At 53.8% G+C, this 20414-nt stretch carries 16 protein-coding genes; 13 read left to right on the forward strand and 3 right to left on the reverse strand.

The genetic code is table 11. The features are described 5' to 3' along the window. The first annotated feature begins 6 nt into the window (after positions 1 to 6). The 7 genes from NP589_RS00805 (at position 7) to NP589_RS00835 (ending at position 10826) form a co-directional block, all read left to right on the forward strand. On the forward strand, positions 7 to 474 hold the full coding sequence (locus NP589_RS00805; protein WP_256605240.1) for a DUF4381 domain-containing protein: 468 nt from the start codon (positions 7 to 9) through the stop codon (positions 472 to 474). Continuing rightward, entirely contained in the window at positions 471 to 1457 is a 987-nt protein-coding gene (locus NP589_RS00810) for a vWA domain-containing protein (RefSeq protein ID WP_256605241.1), read from the forward strand. Before NP589_RS00805 ends, NP589_RS00810 begins: the two co-directional genes overlap by 4 nt. Further along, complete coding sequence (locus tag NP589_RS00815) at positions 1454 to 3238, forward strand: vWA domain-containing protein (protein WP_256605242.1); 1785 nt, start codon at positions 1454 to 1456, stop codon at positions 3236 to 3238. The genes NP589_RS00810 and NP589_RS00815 overlap by 4 nt, the downstream gene beginning before the upstream one ends. A 189-nt stretch (positions 3239 to 3427) precedes the next feature. Continuing rightward, positions 3428 to 4726: a hemolysin family protein gene (locus NP589_RS00820; protein WP_256605243.1), complete on the forward strand. Its 1299-nt coding sequence runs from the start codon at positions 3428 to 3430 to the stop codon at positions 4724 to 4726. A 133-nt stretch (positions 4727 to 4859) separates the two neighbouring features. After that, complete coding sequence (locus tag NP589_RS00825; RefSeq protein ID WP_256605244.1) at positions 4860 to 5996, forward strand: efflux RND transporter periplasmic adaptor subunit; 1137 nt, start codon at positions 4860 to 4862, stop codon at positions 5994 to 5996. 3 nt (positions 5997 to 5999) lie between these two features. Further along, positions 6000 to 9125, forward strand: coding sequence for an efflux RND transporter permease subunit (locus NP589_RS00830; RefSeq protein WP_256605245.1), 3126 nt, complete (start codon positions 6000 to 6002; stop codon positions 9123 to 9125). A 12-nt stretch (positions 9126 to 9137) separates the two neighbouring features. Continuing rightward, positions 9138 to 10826 carry a BatD family protein gene (locus tag NP589_RS00835; RefSeq protein WP_256605246.1) on the forward strand — a complete coding sequence of 563 codons (1689 nt, stop codon included), beginning with the start codon at positions 9138 to 9140 and terminating at the stop codon, positions 10824 to 10826. Positions 10827 to 10846: 20 nt separating this feature from the next. On the opposite strand, the gene nudE is transcribed toward NP589_RS00835, so the two are convergent. Further along, positions 10847 to 11398: an ADP compounds hydrolase NudE gene (gene nudE / locus NP589_RS00840; RefSeq protein ID WP_256605247.1), complete on the reverse strand. Its 552-nt coding sequence runs from the start codon at positions 11396 to 11398 to the stop codon at positions 10847 to 10849. A gap of 82 nt (positions 11399 to 11480) precedes the next feature. Then, positions 11481 to 12992, reverse strand: coding sequence for a methyl-accepting chemotaxis protein (locus NP589_RS00845; protein WP_256605248.1), 1512 nt, complete (start codon positions 12990 to 12992; stop codon positions 11481 to 11483). A 177-nt stretch (positions 12993 to 13169) separates the two neighbouring features. On the opposite strand from NP589_RS00845, the gene yrfG reads away from it, so the two are divergent. Next, a complete protein-coding gene (yrfG, locus tag NP589_RS00850; protein ID WP_256605249.1) occupies positions 13170 to 13826 on the forward strand; it encodes a GMP/IMP nucleotidase in 657 nt (218 codons plus the stop codon). Here the strand turns inward: yrfG and rhlB are convergent. Next, positions 13765 to 15105 carry an ATP-dependent RNA helicase RhlB gene (rhlB, locus tag NP589_RS00855; protein ID WP_256605250.1) on the reverse strand — a complete coding sequence of 447 codons (1341 nt, stop codon included), beginning with the start codon at positions 15103 to 15105 and terminating at the stop codon, positions 13765 to 13767. The genes yrfG and rhlB overlap by 62 nt on opposite strands. A 101-nt stretch (positions 15106 to 15206) precedes the next feature. Here rhlB and trxA point away from each other — a divergent pair, with 101 nt between their 5' ends. The 5 genes from trxA to NP589_RS00880 all read left to right on the forward strand — a co-directional run bounded on the left by trxA (position 15207) and on the right by NP589_RS00880 (position 20410). Then, on the forward strand, positions 15207 to 15533 hold the full coding sequence (gene trxA / locus NP589_RS00860; RefSeq protein ID WP_064009313.1) for a thioredoxin TrxA: 327 nt from the start codon (positions 15207 to 15209) through the stop codon (positions 15531 to 15533). Between the two features lie 174 nt (positions 15534 to 15707). Further along, complete coding sequence (rho, locus tag NP589_RS00865) at positions 15708 to 16964, forward strand: transcription termination factor Rho (protein WP_020483996.1); 1257 nt, start codon at positions 15708 to 15710, stop codon at positions 16962 to 16964. Between the two features lie 237 nt (positions 16965 to 17201). Further along, positions 17202 to 18872, forward strand: coding sequence for an ABC transporter ATP-binding protein/permease (locus tag NP589_RS00870; protein ID WP_256605251.1), 1671 nt, complete (start codon positions 17202 to 17204; stop codon positions 18870 to 18872). Between the two features lie 42 nt (positions 18873 to 18914). Beyond that, on the forward strand, positions 18915 to 20015 hold the full coding sequence (locus tag NP589_RS00875; RefSeq protein ID WP_371929636.1) for a glycoside hydrolase family 5 protein: 1101 nt from the start codon (positions 18915 to 18917) through the stop codon (positions 20013 to 20015). Between the two features lie 134 nt (positions 20016 to 20149). Continuing rightward, complete coding sequence (locus NP589_RS00880; RefSeq protein WP_157204844.1) at positions 20150 to 20410, forward strand: hypothetical protein; 261 nt, start codon at positions 20150 to 20152, stop codon at positions 20408 to 20410. The last annotated feature ends 4 nt before the right edge of the window (positions 20411 to 20414 follow it).

The raw sequence follows: 20414 nt of genomic DNA on the forward strand, positions 1-20414 counted from the left end.
TTTAACATGGAACCCTTGCCTTTAAAAGATATACATTTGCCCGATTCGGTGGCTTTTTGGCCGCTGGCGCCGGGCTGGTGGTTGTTGGCGGTGTTGCTGCCGCTGCTGATTTTTCTGTGCCGTTATTTTTATAAGCGCATCCGCCGCCAGACTGCGGCCAAAACCGCCGCGAAATTGTTGTCCGCCATTCGCCGGGAAAGCGGCGCCGATGCCAGACAGACCTTGGCGGCTTTGTCCGCCTTGTTGCGGCGCGTCGCCATCAGTACCGCGCCGCGCAGCGATGCCGCCAGCTTGCGTGGCGAGGCTTGGTTAAGTTATCTGGACCAATCCCTGCCGGATGCGCCTTTTAGTCAAGGTCCCGGCCGCTGTTTGGCCGACGGTCATTACCGGCAAACGCCGCCGGCCGACGCTGAGCTGGAGGCGCTGTTCGAGCTGTGCGAACGCTGGTTGAAACAGCAGGCGAAAAAACCATGATCGAATTGCACTGGCCTTGGTTGTTATGGTTGTTGCCGCTACCGCTACTATTGCGTTGGCTGTTACCGGCGCGTGCCGCCGCTCAACAGGCGGCATTGAAAGTCCCGTTTCTGGACGATTTCGGCCCCAGCGCGAGCCGGGTAGTCAGCAGCGAGCGGCGCTGGCCTTTATGGTTGGCCGCACTGGCTTGGCTGTGTTTGCTGATAGCGGCCGCTCGCCCGCAATGGTTGGGCGAACCCATCGAGCAAGCGGTCAGCGGCCGCGACTTGATGCTGGCGGTGGACGTGTCCGGCAGTATGCAGGAAGAAGATTTTATCCTCGGCAAACAGCGCGTGGATCGCTTAACCGCGATTAAACAAGTGGCCGGCGAGTTTATTCAGCGCCGGGTCGGCGACCGCCTGGGCTTGATCTTGTTCGGCACGCAAGCTTACTTGCATGTGCCCTTAACCTTTGACCGCAAGACTGTGCAAACCTTGTTGCACGAGGCTTTTATCGGCATTACCGAGGACGACCCGAAAACCTCGATCGGCGACGCTATTGGTTTGGCTGTCAAACGTCTGCAACAGCAGCAAGATGCCAGCCGGGTGTTGATTTTGTTGACCGACGGCGCTAACACCGCCGGCGAATTGATGCCGTTAAAAGCCGCCGAACTGGCCGCCGACCATCACCTGAAAATTTATACGATAGGTATAGGCGCCGACGAAGTGTTGGTGCGCAGCCTGTTCGGCACCCGCCGGATCAACCCGTCCGCCGATCTCGATGAAAAAACCCTGACCGCCATTGCCAATGCTACCGGCGGCCATTATTTTCGCGCCCGCAATACCGAAGAGCTTGAAAAAATCTACCGCATGCTGGATCAACTGGAACCTGTTGAAAAGGACAAACAATACTTCCGGCCGCGCAGCGAACTGTTTTATTGGCCGCTGGGCTTGGCCTTGTTATTGACGGGCTGGTTAACTTTGGCCCGATTGAGGTGGTCATGAATTTTGCCGATTTTCATTTCTTGCGGCCCTGGTGGTTGCTGGCTGTATTACCGGCCGCGCTGTTTTTGATATTGTTGGTGAGGCATCGGCAAGGGCGCGGTAACTGGAGCGAGGTGTGCGATGCCGAGTTGCTGCCATTTATTTTGCAAGACAAGCCGCTGCAACAGTCGCGCGGCCCTTTATTCGGTGCCGGTTTTGCCGCGTTGCTGACCATCATCGCGCTGGCCGGCCCCACGTGGCAGCGCTTGCCTGGCCCGGCCTTTAGAAACGATGCCGCGCTGGTGATTGCCTTGGATTTGTCTAAATCCATGGATGCCGCCGATATCAAACCCAGCCGCATCGGCAAGGCTCGCTACAAAATCGCCGATTTATTGAAGCAACGCAAGGACGGCCAAACCGCGTTGCTGGTCTACGGCGGCGATGCCTTTACCGTCACACCGTTGACCAACGATACCGCTACCATCGACAGCCAATTGACTGCGCTGACCACCGACATCATGCCCAGTCCCGGCAGTAATACCGGCGTGGCGCTGAATGCCGCGGTGGCTTTGTTGCGCCAGGCCGGCCTGGTCAAGGGACATATCCTGCTGGTCACCGACGGTGTCGATGCCGATGTGGCCGAGCAGGCCGAACATTGGCTGGGCGATTACCGGCTGTCGGTGCTGGCGGTGGGTACGCCGGAAGGCGCGCCTATCCAGTTACAGGGTGCCGGGTTCTTAAAGGATAGTAACGGTGCCATCGTGATTGCCAAGCTGGACGAAGCCGCGTTGAGCACATTGGCCCAGCATGGTCGCGGCATTTATCAGCCTGTAACCGCAAACGACGCGGATGTCGAAAATCTGGGACGTTTGTTCAATAGCGCCGATACCGGTAGCGAAAATTTGGATAGCAATCTGTTGTTGCAACAATGGGATGAAAAAGGCCCTTGGCTGTTGCTGTTGGTCATACCCTGGGCGGCTTTGCAATTTAGAAAGGGCTTGTTATTGGCACTGCTGTGCTTATTGCCGTTGCCCAAAAATAGCTACGCGCTGGATTGGCAAAGCCTGTGGCAAACGCCCGATCAACGCGCCAAGCAGGCTTTCGAGCAACAGCAATATCAACAAGCCGCCGAGCAGTTCGATAATCCGGACTGGCGTGCCGCCGCTCAGTACAAGGCCGGTCAATTCCAAGAAGCTGCCGAGACCTTAAAAAACACTCAAACTGCGGAAGGCCATTACAATCGCGGCAATGCGTTGGCCCAGGCCGGCCAGTTGCCGGAAGCCGTGCAAGCCTATCAACAGGCGCTGCAACTCGATCCTAACCATCAGGATGCGAAATACAATAAGGAACTGGTCGAGAAGAAGCTGAAAGAACAGGAACAACAAAAGCAGCAGGACAATAATCAGCAAGACGATCAAAAGCAGGACAAACAGGATTCGTCCGCTCAACAGCAAAAACAGCAGCAGGATGGCGAATCCGATCAAGCCGACAAAGATTCGCAGCAGGAGCAAATGCCGCAGGACAAACAGCAAGCAGAAACCAAGCAGGATGCCGAGCAGAACCAGGCGAAGGAAGACCAACAACAGTCCGCAGCCGACGCCAAACAGCCTGCGCAGCCGCCCAAACAAGAACCCAACGAAACGGAAAAAGCCGCGCAAGCCACGGAAAAAGACGAAACTCAGCGCGCCAACGAGCAATTATTGAAGCGCATACCGGATGAGCCGACCGGCTTGTTGAAGCGTAAATTCAAATATCAGTACGGTCAGCGCAATCGAGGAAACCAGTCCGGTCCGGCATGGTAAATGCCGGTATGACTACAGTTGAAAATCCAGGGTGGCTTTAGCCTTGATTAAAACCAGGCACTTTAAATCTCCTTTGTCAGATTCAAATGGTCGTCATTCCAGCAGGGAAGCGGGTATGACGGACTTACGGATAATCTGACAACGTAGAATTAAGCCCAACTTTCTTATGACTTGTGATGCGATGAAACGATGGATATAGGCCTAATACTAATTTTGATCCTGATCAACGGCGTGTTTGCGATGTCGGAAATGTCGTTGGTTTCTTCCGGTCTGGCGCGCTTGCAGAAACTGGCCGGTGAAAAACGCGCGGGTGCGCGTACCGCCTTGAAGCTGCACAAAGATCCGTCGCGGTTTTTGTCCACCGTGCAGGTCGGCATCACGTCTGTCGGTATTCTCAGTGGCGCGTTGGGTGAGGAGGCTTTGACCGAGCCCTTGCATAGTCAACTGCTGAACATTCCCCTGCTGGCGCCCTATGCGCAGAGCATTGCACTGATCGCAACGGTATTCCTGATTACTTATTGTTCGGTAGTGATCGGCGAACTGGTGCCCAAGCGTCTGGCCTTGCTGCATCCGGAGCGGATTGCGGTGTTTATCGCCCGGCCTATGCATACGCTGTCGCTGGTTGCCAGTCCGGTTGTCTGGCTGCTGTCGTCGTCCAGTACGCTGATACTGCGGATATTCGGCGCGCATAGACCGCCGCAGACTAGTGTTACCAACGAAGAAATCAAACTGCTGATGGAAATCGGCGCGGAAACCGGGGTGTTTCACGCCAGCGAAAGCCATTTGGTCGGCAACGTTTTGCAACTGGACGAACAAATGCTCGGCGCGGCCATGACGCCGAGACAGCAAATATATGCCATCGATTTGAGCGACTCTGACGCAGCGGTGCGCGAGAAAATCGCCGACTGTCCGTATGCCCGGGCGGTCATTTGCCGGGACGGTCTGGAAAATGTGGTAGGAATATTGCAAAGAAGCGATCTGCTGAAGCTGGCGATGGCCGGCACAGCCTTGGATATAGTGCCGCTGCTGCATACGCCGCTGTACGTGCCGGAAGCGATGACCCTGAGTCAGTTGCTAGCGTTCTTTCAGGAAAAGCGGGCCGATCTGGCGTTGGTCGTCGACGAATATGGCGACATCGAGGGCTTGGTGACGCTTAGCGATGTGCTGAAAGCCATCGTCGGCCATCTACCCAGTCGCACCAATCTGGACGTCGATGTGGTGCAACGTAGCGATGGTTCGTGGTTGGTGGATGGCGGCTTATCGATTCAGCGCTTGAAATCGGTGATTGGTGTTGACGGCAATTTACCCGGCGAGACCGACAATGCCTATCACACCGTCGGCGGCTTCATTCTGTTTTACCTGGAAAAAATTCCCCAAGTGACGGATAACTTCGAATTTCGGCAATGGCGTTTCGAGATCGTCGATATCGACGGCACCCGCATCGACAAGGTGTTGGTCAGCCAAACGCCGCCCGAGGCTGCAATTTAGCGGTTCGTTAAGCTGCGTTGGGCCTAAAGCGCAATAGGCGCCAACCAAACTATCCGCTAACGTGGTTTGTATCGGGCGTAGTCCGTTATCAGTTAATTGATTGAAAAAGATTATTTTGCTTAAAGGAAAGACCATGACACCCAAGCTCCAGACTCCATTCCGCTATTCGCCGCTTATGGCTGTGCTGTTTTTGCTGAGTTTTGCCCTACCCGCCCTTGGCGCCGATTTGAAACCGGTCCTGGAGGCCTCGCCCGCCTTGTTAAAGCTGTTGAGTATCGCCGAAGTTAAACCCGGAGAAGTCGGCGAATCGCTGAATGTCTCGGCCCGGGTGGAACTGGATCAAGCACGGGTGGCGCGCATCGGTGCCTCGGTCACCGGGCGGATTACAGAGATCAACGCGATGCTCGGTCAAGCCGTCAAAAAGGGCGAACGTCTGGCCTTATTGAACAGCACCGAGCTGGGTAAAGCCCAGTCGGACTATTTGAAAGCAGCGTCCCAAGTCAATCTGCGCCGCATTACCGTCAAGCGCGCCGAACGCCTGATGGAAAGCGGCGTGATTTCGGAAGCTGAATTTCAAGAGCGGCAAAGCGTGTTGACCGAGGCGGACGTGGATTTACGCGCGGCCAACGATCAGCTGCGGGTGATGGGCATGAGCGAAGCCGATTTAAAGCGCCTGGACAAGCAACGCAGCATTCATTCGTTCTCGCCGGTGACCGCCAGCATAGACGGTGTGGTCATCGAACGTAACGTCGCCATCGGCCAGGTGGTGCAGCCGGCGGACAGCTTATATACCGTCGCGGATTTGTCGCACTTGTGGCTGGTTGCGGAAATTCCCGAGCAACAAGCGCATTGGGCCCGTCAGGGGGATCAAGCTTTTGCCGAGGTGCCGGCACTGCCGGGGCAGGAAGTCAGCGGCAAGCTAATCTACGTCGCCGACATGGTGGATCCCGACACGCGTACGGTGACAGTCAGAATGGCGTTGGCCAATCCGCAGCGCCTGTTTAAGCCACAAATGCTGGCCACATTGAAGTTGAGTAGACCGGGTTCGCAAACTTTGATCGTGCCTAGTCAGGCCGTGGTCAGGGAAAATGATAGGGATTTTGTGTTTGTCGACACAGGGGCGGCGCGTTTTGAGATGCGCCCGGTGCGGCTGGGTCGCGAAGAAGCCCAGAAACGGCCGTTGCTGGAAGGCTTGAAAGCGGGGGAAAAAATTGTAGTCGGTGGTGCGTTTCATTTGAATAACGAGCGCTTGCGCAGCATCTTGGAGTAAACCATGATTAATAGCTTTATTGCAGCCGCACTGCACCAGCGTGTGCTGGTGGCGGTGCTGGCGGTGGCGCTCACGCTGTTCGGGGTGCGCGCCGTGCAGCAGTTGTCGGTGGATGCGTTCCCGGATGTCACCAATATCCAGGTGCAAATCGCCACCGAAGCCAGCGGCCGCTCGCCGGACGAAGTTGAACGGCTGATCACCGTGCCCTTGGAAATCGCGATGGCCGGCCTGCCCGGCCTGGAAGAAATGCGCTCCATGAACAAAAACGGCCTGTCCCTGATTACCTTGATTTTCACCGATAGCACCGAAGTGTATTTTGCCCGGCAATTGGTGATGGAACGGCTGATCGAAGTGAAACAGCAGATGCCGGAAGGTATCAATCCGGTGCTCGGCCCGGTATCCACGGGTTTGGGCGAGGTCTATCAATATACCCTTGAGCGGGATGACGACGGCCAGCGGGCCTTGACCCAGGAGGAATTGCAGCAACGCCGCGAAGCGCAAGACTGGGTGGTGCGGCCGCTGCTGCGCGGTATTCCGGGTGTCGCGGAAATCAATTCCCAGGGCGGTTATGTCAAACAATACCAGGTACTGGTGAACCCCAACCGCTTGCACCATTACCGAATATCGTTGCGAGAGGTCTTCGATGCATTGGCGAGAAATAACGCCAACAGTGGCGGCGGTGTCTTGCCGCATTTTGCAGAACAGTATCTGATTCGCGGGGTGGGTCTGATCAACGACGTCAAAGACATCGGCAACATCGTATTAAAGGAAGAAGACAGCGTGCCGGTACATATGCACGACGTCGCAGAAATCAAAATCGGCCACGAAGTGCGGGCCGGGGCCGTATTGAAAGGCGGCTATACCGAGTCGGTTGGCGGCATTGTGATGATGCTGCGCGGCGGCAACGCCAAGGAAGTGGTCGGTCGCATCAAGGAGCGGGTCGCGGAAATCAACGCCAAGGGCATGCTGCCACACGATCTGAAAATCGTCTCCTATTATGATCGCAGCGACCTGGTCGATGCCGCTTTGCATACGGTTACCAAAGTGCTGCTGGAAGGTATCGTGCTGGTGGTCATCGTCTTGTTCCTGTTTTTGGGCGACGTGCGTTCCAGCTTGATCGTGGTCAGCACCTTGATCGTGACGCCCTTGGTCACCTTTATCGCGATGAATCAGCTCGGTCTTTCCGCCAATTTGATGTCGCTGGGCGGTTTGGCGATTGCAATCGGTTTGATGGTGGACGGCTCCGTGGTGGTCGTGGAAAACGCGTTTCGGTTGCTGGGCGAACGCAAGGGCCGCGCCACCAGCCGGGTGAAAGTAGTGATGACTGCTGCTCAGGAAGTGGCGACGCCGGTGTTGTTCGGCGTCGGTATCATCGTGCTGGTGTTTTTGCCGCTGATGACTCTGCAAGGCATGGAAGGCAAGATGTTCGCGCCGCTGGCGTATACCATCGCCATCGCCTTGCTGATTTCGCTGGTGGTGTCGCTGACCTTGTCGCCGGTATTGTGCGCCTTTTTACTAGAGGGGCACGACGGCGAACACGACACTAAGCTGATTGCCTTCATTAAACGGATTTATCTACGCATGCTGGATTGGGCGATGGCCAATCGGCTGAAGGTGGTGGGCGGAGCGGTCGGCGTGTTCGCTGCGACACTAGCCTTGTTGCCTTTGCTGGGCACGTCGTTCATTCCGGAAATGAAGGAAGGCTCTATCGTGCCGGGCATCAACCGAATGCCGAACATTTCGCTTGAGGAAAGCATCAATGTGGAAATGCAGGCGATGAAAATGGTGATGGAAATTCCCGGCGTGAAAACCGTGGTCAGCGGCGTGGGCCGCGGCGAAAGTCCGGCCGATCCGCAAGCGCAAAACGAATCGACCCCCATCGTTACGTTGAAGCCGCGCGCGGAATGGCCGAAAGGCTGGAATCAGGATGATATTGCCGATGCCATGAGTGCGAAACTCACCGAAAACCTACCGGGTATGCAGGTGGTAATGGCGCAACCGATTTCCGACCGGGTGGACGAAATGGTAACCGGTGTGCGCTCCGACGTAGCGGTGAAAGTATTCGGCGACGATCTTGCCGAACTGAAACGGCTGGCGGACGATATTGCCGGCGTTGCCAATAGCGTAAACGGTGCCCGCGATATTCGGGTCGAGCGCCTGACCGGTCAGCAATATTTGAATATTACCGTCGACAGGCAAGCTATCGCCCGCCACGGTTTGAATGCAGCGGACATTCACGATGTCATAGAAACCGCGATAGCCGGCAAGGTGGCTACCGAGATTTATCAGGGCGAACGGCGCTTTTCGGCGGCGGTGCGCCTGCCGGAGCAGTTTCGGAATAATATCGGTGCCATCGATGCACTGATGCTGACGCCGGCGAACGGCGCCCGCGTACCGCTGGGCGATGTCAGCAACATCACCTTAAACGACGGCCCGGCCTTGATCAGCCGGGAAATGGGTAAACGCCGCATCGTGGTGGGGATTAACGTTCGCGACCGGGATTTGGGCGGTTTCGTCGCCGAGTTGCAAAAGGCCGTGGCCGACAAGGTGCAATTGCCGGAAGGCTATTATTTGCAATGGGGCGGCCAGTTTCAGAATATGGAGCGGGCCTTGGGACATTTGCAGATGATTATTCCGGTTACCATCGCGGCGATTTTCTTTTTGCTGTTCATGCTGTTTAAATCGCTGCGCTTTGCCGCATTGATTATTCTGGTGCTGCCGTTTGCGTCCATTGGCGGCATCATCACGCTGTTTCTCAGCGGCGAATACCTGTCTGTCCCCGCTTCGGTGGGCTTCATCGCCTTATGGGGTATCGCGGTGCTGAATGGCGTGGTATTGGTGTCGTATATCCGTTCGCAACGGGAAAGCGGTTTGAGCCTGGAATATGCGATTCGGCGCGGCTGCGAACAGCGATTCCGGCCGGTGATGATGACCGCCACGGTGGCCTTGTTGGGTCTGGTGCCGTTCTTATTTGCTATCGGCCCCGGTTCCGAAGTACAAAAACCCTTGGCTATCGTGGTGATAGGCGGCTTGATTAGTTCCACGCTGCTGACGCTGGTGGTATTGCCGGTGTTATACGGTTGGTTCGATGATAGACGCGATATACATAAACCTTTCTCGATGAAGTAAATGATCAATTGTATGCATAGACACTATTGCGCGTGGCTGCTGTATGGCCTGTTAATGCTGCTGAGCACCGCGATACAGGCGGCGGAGATTCAAGTGGCGGTTGATCGCAATCCGGTCGGCCTCAACGAATCGTTTCAGATTACCTTCACGGCCAGTGAAGATCCGGACGGCAACCCCGATTTCGCGCCCTTGCAGGAGAATTTCGAAATTCTCAGTCAGCAGCGCAGCAGCAACTCCTCGTGGGTGAACGGCAAAAGCAGCCGCAGCGAACAATGGATAGTCCGGGCGATGGCTAAACAAGCCGGAGAGTTGTTCATTCCGCCGATTGCCTTCGGTGCCGATAGCAGCAAGCCTTTGAAACTGGTCGTGAATGAAAATACCGCCGCTCCGCAAGGCAACGACGACATATTTCTGGAAGTGGCTGCCACGCCCGAGCAACCATACGTGCAGTCGCAGGTGCTTTACACGCTGAAGTTGTTCCGCAAGGTACAGATTACTCAGGCCAGTCTTAGCGAGCCGGAGATCAAGGATGCGCTGGTCGAAAAGCTGGGCGAGGACAGTACCTACGCCACCCAGATCAAGGGCGTGGATTATTGGGTGACCGAACGCAAATATGCGATTTTTCCGCAGCAAAGCGGCGTGTTTACCATTGCGCCGTTGATCTTGAATGCCGAATACATGAGCAATCAACGCCAGCCGCGTTTTAACGGTTTTTTCAACCGGCCCGATACAGAAACTCGCCGGGTGGCCTCCAAAGCTATCACCTTAAACGTGCAAGCGGTGCCGGCCAGCTTTAAAGGCCCGAACTGGTTGAGTGCTGAATCTGTAACGCTCAGCGAAACCTGGTCCGACGCGGGTTTGCAAACCAAAGTCGGCGAACCCTTGACTCGTACTCTCACGCTAAACGCAAAAGGCGCCACGGTCGGCCAGTTGCCGGAACTGCTCGATAAAACCGCTATCGACGGTATCAAAACCTATCCCGATCAACCGGTGCTGAAGGAAGATAAGGAAAGCGACGGCTTGACCGCGTTACGCGAGGAAAAAATCGCCTTTATTCCTTCCAAACCCGGCGAATACACCTTGCCGGCGCTGGATATTGCCTGGTTCAACACCAAAACGCAGAAAATGGAAACCGCACACCTGCCCAGCGTCAAGCTAAAAGCTTTGGCCAGCGCCGAAAATGCCCAAGTGCCCGCTCCCCCAGCTGCGGCGACCGTGGCGCAAGAGCCGGCAACTAGCCAAGTGACCACATCGCCGATTACTGTTACCAGCAGCAGCGACACCCGCTTTTGGCAAGCTGTATCGGCGACTTTGGCACTGGGCTGGTTGCTGACTATCGTCGTCTGGTATCGCCGCCCGTCAGCCAAAGTATCAACGGGCAAGGGCGTTGAGCAGGTGCCGGAAACAGCCATGGAAAAGACGCTGAAACGGGCTTGTTGGGAAAATAAGCCGCAGGCCGCCAAGCAGGCCTTGCTGCAATGGGGTAAGGCCGAGTTCGGCGCGGAGAGTTTGGGCGCAATTGCGGCCCATTGTGCCGAGGCGCTTCGCGAAGAGATTTTGGCTCTGAATCGCTTGTTATATTCCGGGCGGAATCAGGATTGGCAAGGCCAGGCTCTTTGGCAGGCGTTTTCCGCCAAACCAACAGCGGTCAGCAGCGATGGGAAAAACGGCGATGGTTTGGAGCCCTTGTTCAAGATCTAAGGTTCGAATCTGAGACAGACTCAGTCGCGGCCGTTCAGATGTGCCAAGGCAATATATAACGCGGCAATCGAGCGGGCTTCGCTGCATTCGCCGCTGGCTAACAAAGTATCGATACTATTCAGCGGCCAAGGCACCACTTGCAGCTCTTCCGGTTCGTCGCCGACCAGTTTTTCCGGATACAGTTCTTCGGCGAGAATAATATCTATCGTGTGTTCCAAATAGGCCGGCGCCAGGGATACGCGGTGCAAATGGCGTAATTTGGCGGCGCCGTAACCGATTTCTTCTTTCAATTCCCGATTGGCGGCGTCCAGCATGTCTTCGCCGGCATCGAGCTTGCCTTTGGGTAAGCCCAGTTCGTAACGATGGATGCCGGCGGCGTATTCCCTAACCAGCAGCACGGTATCGGGGTCCAGCATCGGCACAATCAGCACCGCGCCATGCGAGGCGCTGCGGGCCAGGCGCTCGTATTGGCGGCGCTCGCCGTTACTAAATTCCAGGTCCAGGGCTTCGATGCAGAATTGCCGGGTTTGGGCGATGACGGTTTGTTTCAGGATTTTCGGTCTGTTGGGCATCGGCTCAGGTTCTACAACTTGGTTGCTGATTGGTTGCTGAAGTGGATTTGCTTTCAATGCCAAGATCGGCGCGAAAGCAATTCTAACTGTTGGCTAACTTGAAAAATCCAACCACGTTTTGCAGTTGTTCGGCTTGCCCGTTCAATTCCTCGGCGGTTGCCGCCATTTCTTCCGAGGCGGCCGCGTTTTGTTGGGTTACTCTGTCCAGCTGGCGCATGGCCTCGCTGATTTGCTTGATACCGCTGGCTTGTTCTGCTGACGCTGCATTGATCTCTTGCACCAGGTCTGCGGTTTTAACGATATCCGGCAACACATGGCCGATCAGTACGCCGGCTTTTTCCGCAATCGATACGCTGTTGGATGCCAGTTCGTTGATTTCCGCCGCCGTGGTGCGGCTGCTTTCCGCCAGTTTACGGACTTCCGCCGCCACTACGGCAAAGCCTTTACCGTGTTCGCCGGCGGAAGCGGCTTCGATTGCCGCGTTTAAGGACAGCAAATTGGTTTTGTAGGCGATGTCTTCGATCAGTCCGATTTTTTTGGCGATGTGTTTCATGGCATTGACGGTTTCGATCACCGCTTCCCCGCCTTGTTTGGCCTCGCTGGCGGATTTGCCGGCCATCTGTTCGGTAACGTGAGCGTTTTCGGTATTTTGTTGCACCGAAGCGCTGAGTTGTTCGATGGAACTGGTGGTTTCTTCGACACTGGCCGCCTGCTCGGTGGTGGCTTGGCTGATCGATTGCGCGGTAGCGCTGACTTCCTTGGACGCCGAGCTTAATACGTCGGCGTTGCCGAGAACTTGCTGAACGACGTTACTGAGCTGGTCACGCATGCTTTTTAAATCGTACAGCAAACTGCTGCTGTCGCCGTCCCGCAGTTCTATCGCCACGGAAAGGTCGCCGGCGGCCATGGTATTGACCGCTTCGGCGGCATAGCTGGGTTCTCCGCCAAGCTGCGTCATTAAGCTTTTAGTGATCAGATAGCCGGCAACGCCGCCAATCACCACGGAAATTAGCGCCAATGTGGTAATCAAGTTCACGCTTTGATTAACCGTTTCTTTGGCTTCTACTCCGGATTGTTTCATTAGCTTGGTTTGAAACTCGATTAGCAAATTGACCGCATCGATATAACTGGTTTGCAATTTTCTAACTTCGGACAGCAGGAAATCCGCAGCTTCCGCCTGCTTGCCTGCTCCGGCCAATTTGATGAACTGATCCTGGGCGGCAATATAAGGTGTACGGGCATCCAGCACCTTTTTGAGTACGGCTTTACCTTCCGCGCTGCTAATACTCTCGTCGAGTTTATCCAGGTTTTCCTTGATAGCTCGACGCGCGTCTTGAATGCGGGTGAGTTCCTTGTCGATGGTGGCTTGGTCTTTGACAATCAGGGTGTTGCGCATCGATCGGGCGATAATATTGATATTGTCGATGGCATTATTGGCCCAGACCGTTTTCGGAAATTTATCGTTGACCATATTGTCGATGTTGGACAGCAGGTCGTTCATCCCGTTGATGCTGATACCGGCAATCATGGCCAATAATAGTAGGACCCCACTGAATCCCAATCCTAAACGGGTTCGCACTTTCATGGCACTCATGAATTTAACTCCTTTCGATGGCTGAAGCCGGAACAAAACAGATATAAAAGCTTTTAATCCTTTTTCTTATAGACATCAAGCCTAGCTGAACTTGGCGATTTTCCGGTTAGAATAAAAAACTAATTTAGGCTGTGTTTGGGAACGACAAGAGCTATTGAATGATAAGGATAAACTGAAATGCTCGACTGGAAACAAATCGATACCGTACTGTTGGATATGGACGGCACTTTGCTGGATTTGAATTTCGATAATCATTTTTGGCAGGAGTTTGTACCCTTGCGCTTTGCCGAACTGCACAGCCTAACGCTTGAGGACGCCAAGCAGCAGTTGGCACCGCGTTTTAAGGCGATGGAAGGTAAACTGGAATGGTATTGCCTGGATTATTGGACTCAGGAATTGGCCTTGAATATCGCCGGGCTGAAGCAAGAGTTGGCCGGCTTGATTGCGGTGCATCCGCATGTCACCGAGTTTTTGGATGCGGTGCGAGCCAGCGGCAAGCGTTTATTGCTGGTGACGAATGCGCACCGCGACAGCTTGAACTTGAAGATGGAAAAAACCTGTCTGCATGGGTTTTTCGACGAAATCGTTTCGTCGCACGATTTTGGTTTTGCCAAGGAGCAGCAAGGTTTTTGGCAAATCCTGCAAGACAAACATCTGTTTGAAAAGGATAGAACGCTGCTGGTAGACGATAGTGTTGCGGTGCTGGCTTCGGCCCGGACTTTCGGCATTGCTCATCTGGTGTCGATCAGCAAGCCGGATAGTCAACGGCCGGTTAAGCAGGTTGCTGAGTTTGCGGCGGTGGAGGATTTTCGGGCGTTGATGCCTGGTTTGTAGCTGTAGCGGGGCGCGGCGGCCGGTGCTCTCTGGGTTTGTGCTCTGAACGCGGCGGGCGTTTGTCGCGCTGCATGACCCGTTCGCGAGGCTCGCGGCGTTCGGGTTTGACTACGTCTTCCACCATCAATTCGGGCGTGATGGTTTGCACCGGCACTTTCTCGCCGATGTAATCCTCGATGTCCGGCATCGAATAAGCGTATTCCTCGCAAATAAAGCTGATCGCTTCCCCGCTGGCACCGAAACGGGCGGTACGGCCGATACGATGCACGTAATCCTCGACATCCTGAGGCAAGTCGTAATTGAACACATGCGAGACATCGGGAATATGTAGTCCGCGCGCCGCGACGTCGGTAGCAATCAACAGCGTGACCCGATTTTCCTGGAAGTCGTTGAGCAGACGCTGGCGCTTTTCTTGGGGCACGTCGCCGCTGAGCATGGCGGTTTTGTGGCCGTTGGCTTGCAGATAATCGTCCAACTGTTCGGCGCAACGTTTGGTATTGACGAAGACAATGCTGCGCTGCGGTTGATGCTGTTTCAGCAAGCCCAGCAATAGCGGGATTTTTTGTTCATTGGCGGGACAGTAAGCCACTTGGTTGATGGCTTTGGATGTCACTTCCTCGGATTCGATACGAATCAGCACCGGGTTGTTCATGTGCTCGTAAGCCAGTTCGGTCACTTTATAAGACAGCGTGGCCGAGAACAGCATGTTCAGGCGCTTTTCCGCCGGCGGCATGCGGCGCAGCAAGAAGCGGATGTCCTTGATAAAGCCCAGATCGAACATGCGGTCGGCTTCGTCCATCACGGTGACTTGAATGTTATCCAGCGTGAAGGCGCCCTGCCGGTAAAAATCGATAATCCGGCCGGGTGTGCCGATAATGATGTCGACATTGCCTTTGATTTTATCCAGTTGCTTTTGGTAGTCGGTGCCGCCGTAGATCAAGGCAAACTTCAGGTTCAGATACTTGCTCAGGGCCAGTGCATCTTTATGAATCTGAATCGCCAGTTCTCGAGTTGGTGCCAGAATCAGCGCGCGCGGGTTTTTGATTTTTTCGCTTTCGTCGTTGATCAGATGCTGAAAGGTGGCCAGCAGAAAGGTGGCGGTTTTACCGGTGCCGGTTTGGGCTTGGCCGGCAATGTCTTTGCCCCGCAACGACAAGGGCAAGGACTTATCCTGAATGGGCGTGCAGTTGATGAATCCTGCTTCTTTCAGACCTTTAATGATGGAGTCGGACAGCTCCAAATTGCTAAAACGCGTTTCCGTTAAATGTGTTTTCTTCATAGCCCGATAGAATAAACTAAAAAGCCGCGCGGTTGAAATCGATTGACAATTAAAGCGCCGCGAAACTATAGTCTTGACTTTGTAAACTAATGGAGAATGGCGTGAGCGACCTAGTCCTTCATGTATCAGACGCTGATTTTAATGAAACTGTGTTGAAAGCCGGTACGCCGGTATTGGTTGATTATTGGGCAGAATGGTGTGGTCCATGCAAAATGATTGCCCCGGTTTTGGATGAAATTGCATCCGAGTATCAAGGCAAACTCACTGTTGCCAAGCTGAATATCGACGAAAACCCCAAAACGCCTCAGCACTACGGTGTAAGAGGTATTCCGACTTTGATGCTTTTCAAGGGCGGCGAAGTGGAAGCGACTAAAGTTGGCGCCTTAACCAAATCCCAATTGGCTGCGTTTATCGATAGCAACATCTAAATCAAGCCGAATCACCGGATTTATTAAAAATGTTTTTGATAAGTCCGGTTATTGCGCTAGAATTTTCTCCGCTTGCTTCTTCGCATCCTGAACGTCCTTAATTAATCCAACAACTACCTTCCGCTGTAAACGGCACTCTGCTGTTTTGCATTTCTTTCATTTCCCTTAATCAACATGAATCTTACCGAGTTAAAACTTAAACAAGTCACTGAAATCATTGCAATTGCCGAGTCTTTGGGCCTGGAAAATATCGACAGAGCCCGAAAGCAGGAATTGATTTTTGCGATTTTGAAGAAACAGGCGAAGAGCGGTGAAGATATTTTTGGCGATGGGGTTTTGGAGATACTGGCGGACGGATTCGGTTTTTTAAGAACCCCCGGTTGTTCTTATTTGGCGGGACCGGACGACATTTATGTATCGCCCAGTCAGATCAGGCGCTTTGGATTACGCACCGGCGACACAGTCAGCGGTAAAATCCGCCCACCCAAGGAAGGCGAACGTTATTTCGCGATGTTGAAGGTGGAAAGCATCAACTTCGAATCGCCCGAGCAATCCAAAAACAAGATTTCCTTTTCCAACCTGACGCCGCTGTTTGCCAACAAACGTTTCCGTCTGGAACAAGGCAACGGTACCAGTGAAGATTTAACCGCCCGCATCATCGATTTGATTGCCCCTATCGGTAAAGGCCAGCGCGGCCTGATCGTTTCGCCGCCGAAAGCCGGTAAAACCATGATCATGCAAAGCATCGCCCACGCGATCGCCGAGAATAATCCCGAATGTTATCTGATCGTGTTGTTGATCGACGAGCGTCCGGAAGAGGTCACCGAGATGGAGCGTTGCGTGCGCGGCGAGGTGGTATCCAGTACCTTCGACGAACCTGCCACCCGCCACGTACAAGTGGCCGACATGGTGATCGAAAAAGCCCGCAGAATGGTGGAGCACAAGCACGACGTGGTTATCCTGTTAGACTCGATTACCCGTCTGGCCCGCGCATACAACATGGTAGTGCCGTCTTCCGGCAAATTGTTGTCCGGCGGTGTTGACGCCAATGCGCTGGAAAAACCCAAACGCTTTTTCGGTGCGGCGCGGAATATCGAAGAAGGCGGCAGCTTGACCATCATCGCCACCGCACTGGTGGAAACCGGCTCGCGGATGGACGAGGTGATCTTCGAAGAGTTCAAAGGTACCGGTAACATGGAACTGCATCTGGAGCGGAAAATCGCTGAAAAACGGATCTATCCGGCCATTAACATCAACCGCTCCGGCACCCGCCGCGAAGAATATCTGGTTGATCCTGACGAACTGCAAAAAACCTGGATTTTGCGCAAAATCCTGCAACCGATGGACGAATTGGCCGCATCCGAGTTTTTGTTAGGCAAACTCAAAGACTTTAAAACCAACGCCGCGTTCTTCGAGTCGATGAAACGATAAGTACCAAACTCCCGCCGACGAGCGATACGCATCGCTCGTCGCAAGTTAGCCAAACACTCTCCAATCCTATTTTACTTCCCCTGTTTTATCCATAAAACACAAAAGCCTATCCTCAGTCTGAGGCGCAGGTAGCCGCGCAGCAACACATTTGATGGTTATCGATGCGATTAATTTTGTTATATTGCGCGACGACCTTAAACGAGGAGTACGGCCTTGCGAACAACCAGCAAATTTTTTATGCAATTCGTCCGATTGGCGGGCCCTTTCTGGTGCTCCGAAAATAAGACTACCATCCGCACCTTATCGGCGTTTTTGGTCGCGTTGACAGTGGCGCAAATTGCGGTCTCGGTGATTATTACCGAGTGGAGCGCGGATTTATTCGATGCTCTGGAACAGCGCTCGATGTCGAGACTGTTTACCCAAGTTGGATTGATCGTCTTGATTTTTATCGCGAATATGGCGATTACGGCCACCCATTTGGTCGTCAAACGTCGTTTGCAATTGAGCTGGCGGGGCTGGCTAACCGACAAATTGATCGGTCAATGGATGCGTGACGGCCGGCATTATCTGGTGACGCACTTGCCGGGCCAACACGATAATCCCGATGGCCGGATCGCCGAAGATGTTCGCATTTCCACTGAATATGCAATAGATCTGTTACACACTTTCTTTTACTGCGTGCTGTTGTTGACCAGTTTTACCGAGATATTGTGGACCTTGTCGGGGACCGTTACGGTAGATTTAGGTTTGATCGAAATCCCCATTCAAGGCCATTTGGTGTGGTTGGCGCTGATTTACGCCGCTAGCGCATCCACGCTGGGTTGGTGGATCGGTAAACCGCTCACCATGGCTACCGACAACAGGCAGACCGTGGAAGCCAATTTCCGTTTCGCGCTGGTCAAAGCCCGCGAGAATGCTCAGGCCATCGCCTTGATTCACGGTGAGCGTCATGAGAATCCGCATTTTCACCGCTTATTCGGAAATATTGTCGATGCCTGGAATCAGCAAACCCACGCCTGGCAGCGTATCACCATGTTCAGCTCCGGTTATTCCATATTGTCTATGGCGTTCCCTATTCTGGTGTCGGCACCGCGCTTCATCCTGGGTACTATCAGTCTGGGTGCGTTGATGCAATCCGCGCAGGCTTTCCAACAAATGGTCGCGGCTTTATCCTGGCCGGTGGACAATATGGGCAAGGTTGCGGAATGGCGCGCTTCAGTCGAGCGGGTATTAGGATTGAGCAAGGCTTTAGAACAATTGGAGCGGGAAATCGCCAAACCCGATCCCTATCGGATTCGGTTGGTTAAAAGTGACAAATCCGTATTGGCGTTTCGCGATTTATGCATTTCGCGTTTGGACCGAATCGTTTGCGTGTCCACCCTCAACGAAGAAATCAGGGCCGGAGAGCGGGTATTGATTGCCGGTAATGCATTTTCCGGCAATAAGTTGTTCAAGGCGATTGCCGGGCTTTGGCCATGGGGCGAGGGCTCTGTAGAATTGCCGGATGATGAAACCATGTTCTTTATGCCGCCGCGTCCGTATCTACCGACCGGCACTCTACGCGCCTCAATTTGCTACCCTTCCGACGCATCCGTTTTCGATCAGCAGGTCTTGGAAAATACTCTCGAGCTGGCTGGGGTTAAAGAGTTGAAAGAGCAGCTAGATCAGGTTGCCGATTGGGAAAAGAATCTCGAGCGCGAACAGAAACAACGCTTGGGTCTAGTTAGACTGTTGTTGCACAAACCTAAATGGATATTGATGCAGGAAGCCTTCGATTCGCTCGACCCTGAAGGTGAAGTGGATATGGTTAATCTGATTCATAAAAGGCTCTCAGATTCAGCTGTGCTGACCATCACCAAACAGCCCAATATACAGGCCTTGTACAAACGGCGGATTACCCTCTGTTAACGGGTAACTCGCTCTAGGGCGTCGTTGTCGGGAGTTGTCATGATGTCTGCTAACAAGCTGCGCGGGGTCAATCTGGGCGGCTGGTTGGTTTTAGAAAAATGGATGACTCCCAGTTTATTTGCCGGGCTGAATGCCAGGGACGAAACCAGTTGGTGCGTCGAATTGGGCCGCGACGCCGAAACGCGTTTGCAGCAGCATTGGCAAACATTCATCACCCGCGCCGACTTTGCCTGGTTGGCGCAAGTCGGGATCAATGCGGTGCGCATCCCGGTTGGCTACTGGCTGTTCGCGGCCGACTACCCCTATCATCATAGTTTCGGCACGGCGCGACACCCCTTTGTCGATGGCGGCGTTGAGGTGCTTGATCGTGCGTTCGATTGGGCCGAAGAGTTTGGTTTAAAGGTAGTTGTCGATTTGCATGCCGCGCCCGGCTGTCAGAACGGTTTCGATAATGGCGGCATCCAGGATGTCTGCGAGTGGCATACCCAAGACACCTATATCGACTATTCCCTGGAGACCGTGGAACGATTGGCGCAGCGCTACGGCAAGCGCCCGGCCTTGCATGGGATTGAGGTCTTGAACGAGCCGCGTTGGGATGTGGATACCGAATTGTTGAAACGTTACACCAGCGCCGCGTATTGGCGTATACGCCGCCATTGTCCGGCCGAACGGGTGGCGGTAGTATTTCATGATGGTTTCAGGTCATTTCGCGAATACGCGGGCTTTTTACAGCCGCCCGAGCATGGCAATGTGATCTTCGATATACACCGTTATCAATGTTTTGTGCAGGACGATATCGACAGGGATATTTATCGGCATCTGCAAAAAGTTGTTTGCGACTTGAAAACCGAAGCCGACTATATCATCGGCGGCCTGGGTTTGCCGACCTACGTCGGAGAATGGAGTTTGGGTTTAGATGCAAAGCTTGCAACACTTTGGGCCGACGGGCCTTTCGATTATGTCCATACGCAGATGGACGACTTTCAATTCGATATCGTTTGTCGTGGCTACGCGGCCGCCCAGTTAGCCGTGTTCGAAAAGTATTTGGGGTGGTTTTTCTGGAGCTATAAAACCGAGAATATGCCGCAATGGAATTTTCGGGAATGTGTCGAGCGTGGCTGGTTGCCGGGCAAGTTTGCTTGACGCTTGGAGCGCTTGCGAAAATATTTAGTATTTTAAGTGGGGGATTTGCGTTCTGGAACGTCTTACTATTAACAGCATCATAGCAATCATGCCGGATGGGTATGTTTTAGCCGAGAATGATGATTAGGTGTAATATGAAAACAAGACGATCTCGAACCAAATTGGACAAAATGTCGCCGGAAGCCTTGGATGCCTGCTTCCCGTCGGCCCGCTATTTTCAAGTTCACTTCGAATATCTGCATGAAACCATAAGCGAATTGAAACAGCAGGTTACTCAAGCCAATCAGCAAATTGCCGAACTGCAACAGCAGCTGCAAGCCCATTCATTAGGTGAAATGCCAACGGTAAATTACGCTGCTGATACAAAATCCACGGGCAATTTGCGCCAGTCTTAACAGC

Origin of the sequence: Methylomonas rosea (assembly GCF_024505055.1) — a bacterium.
GTDB lineage: Bacteria > Pseudomonadota > Gammaproteobacteria > Methylococcales > Methylomonadaceae > Methylomonas > Methylomonas rosea.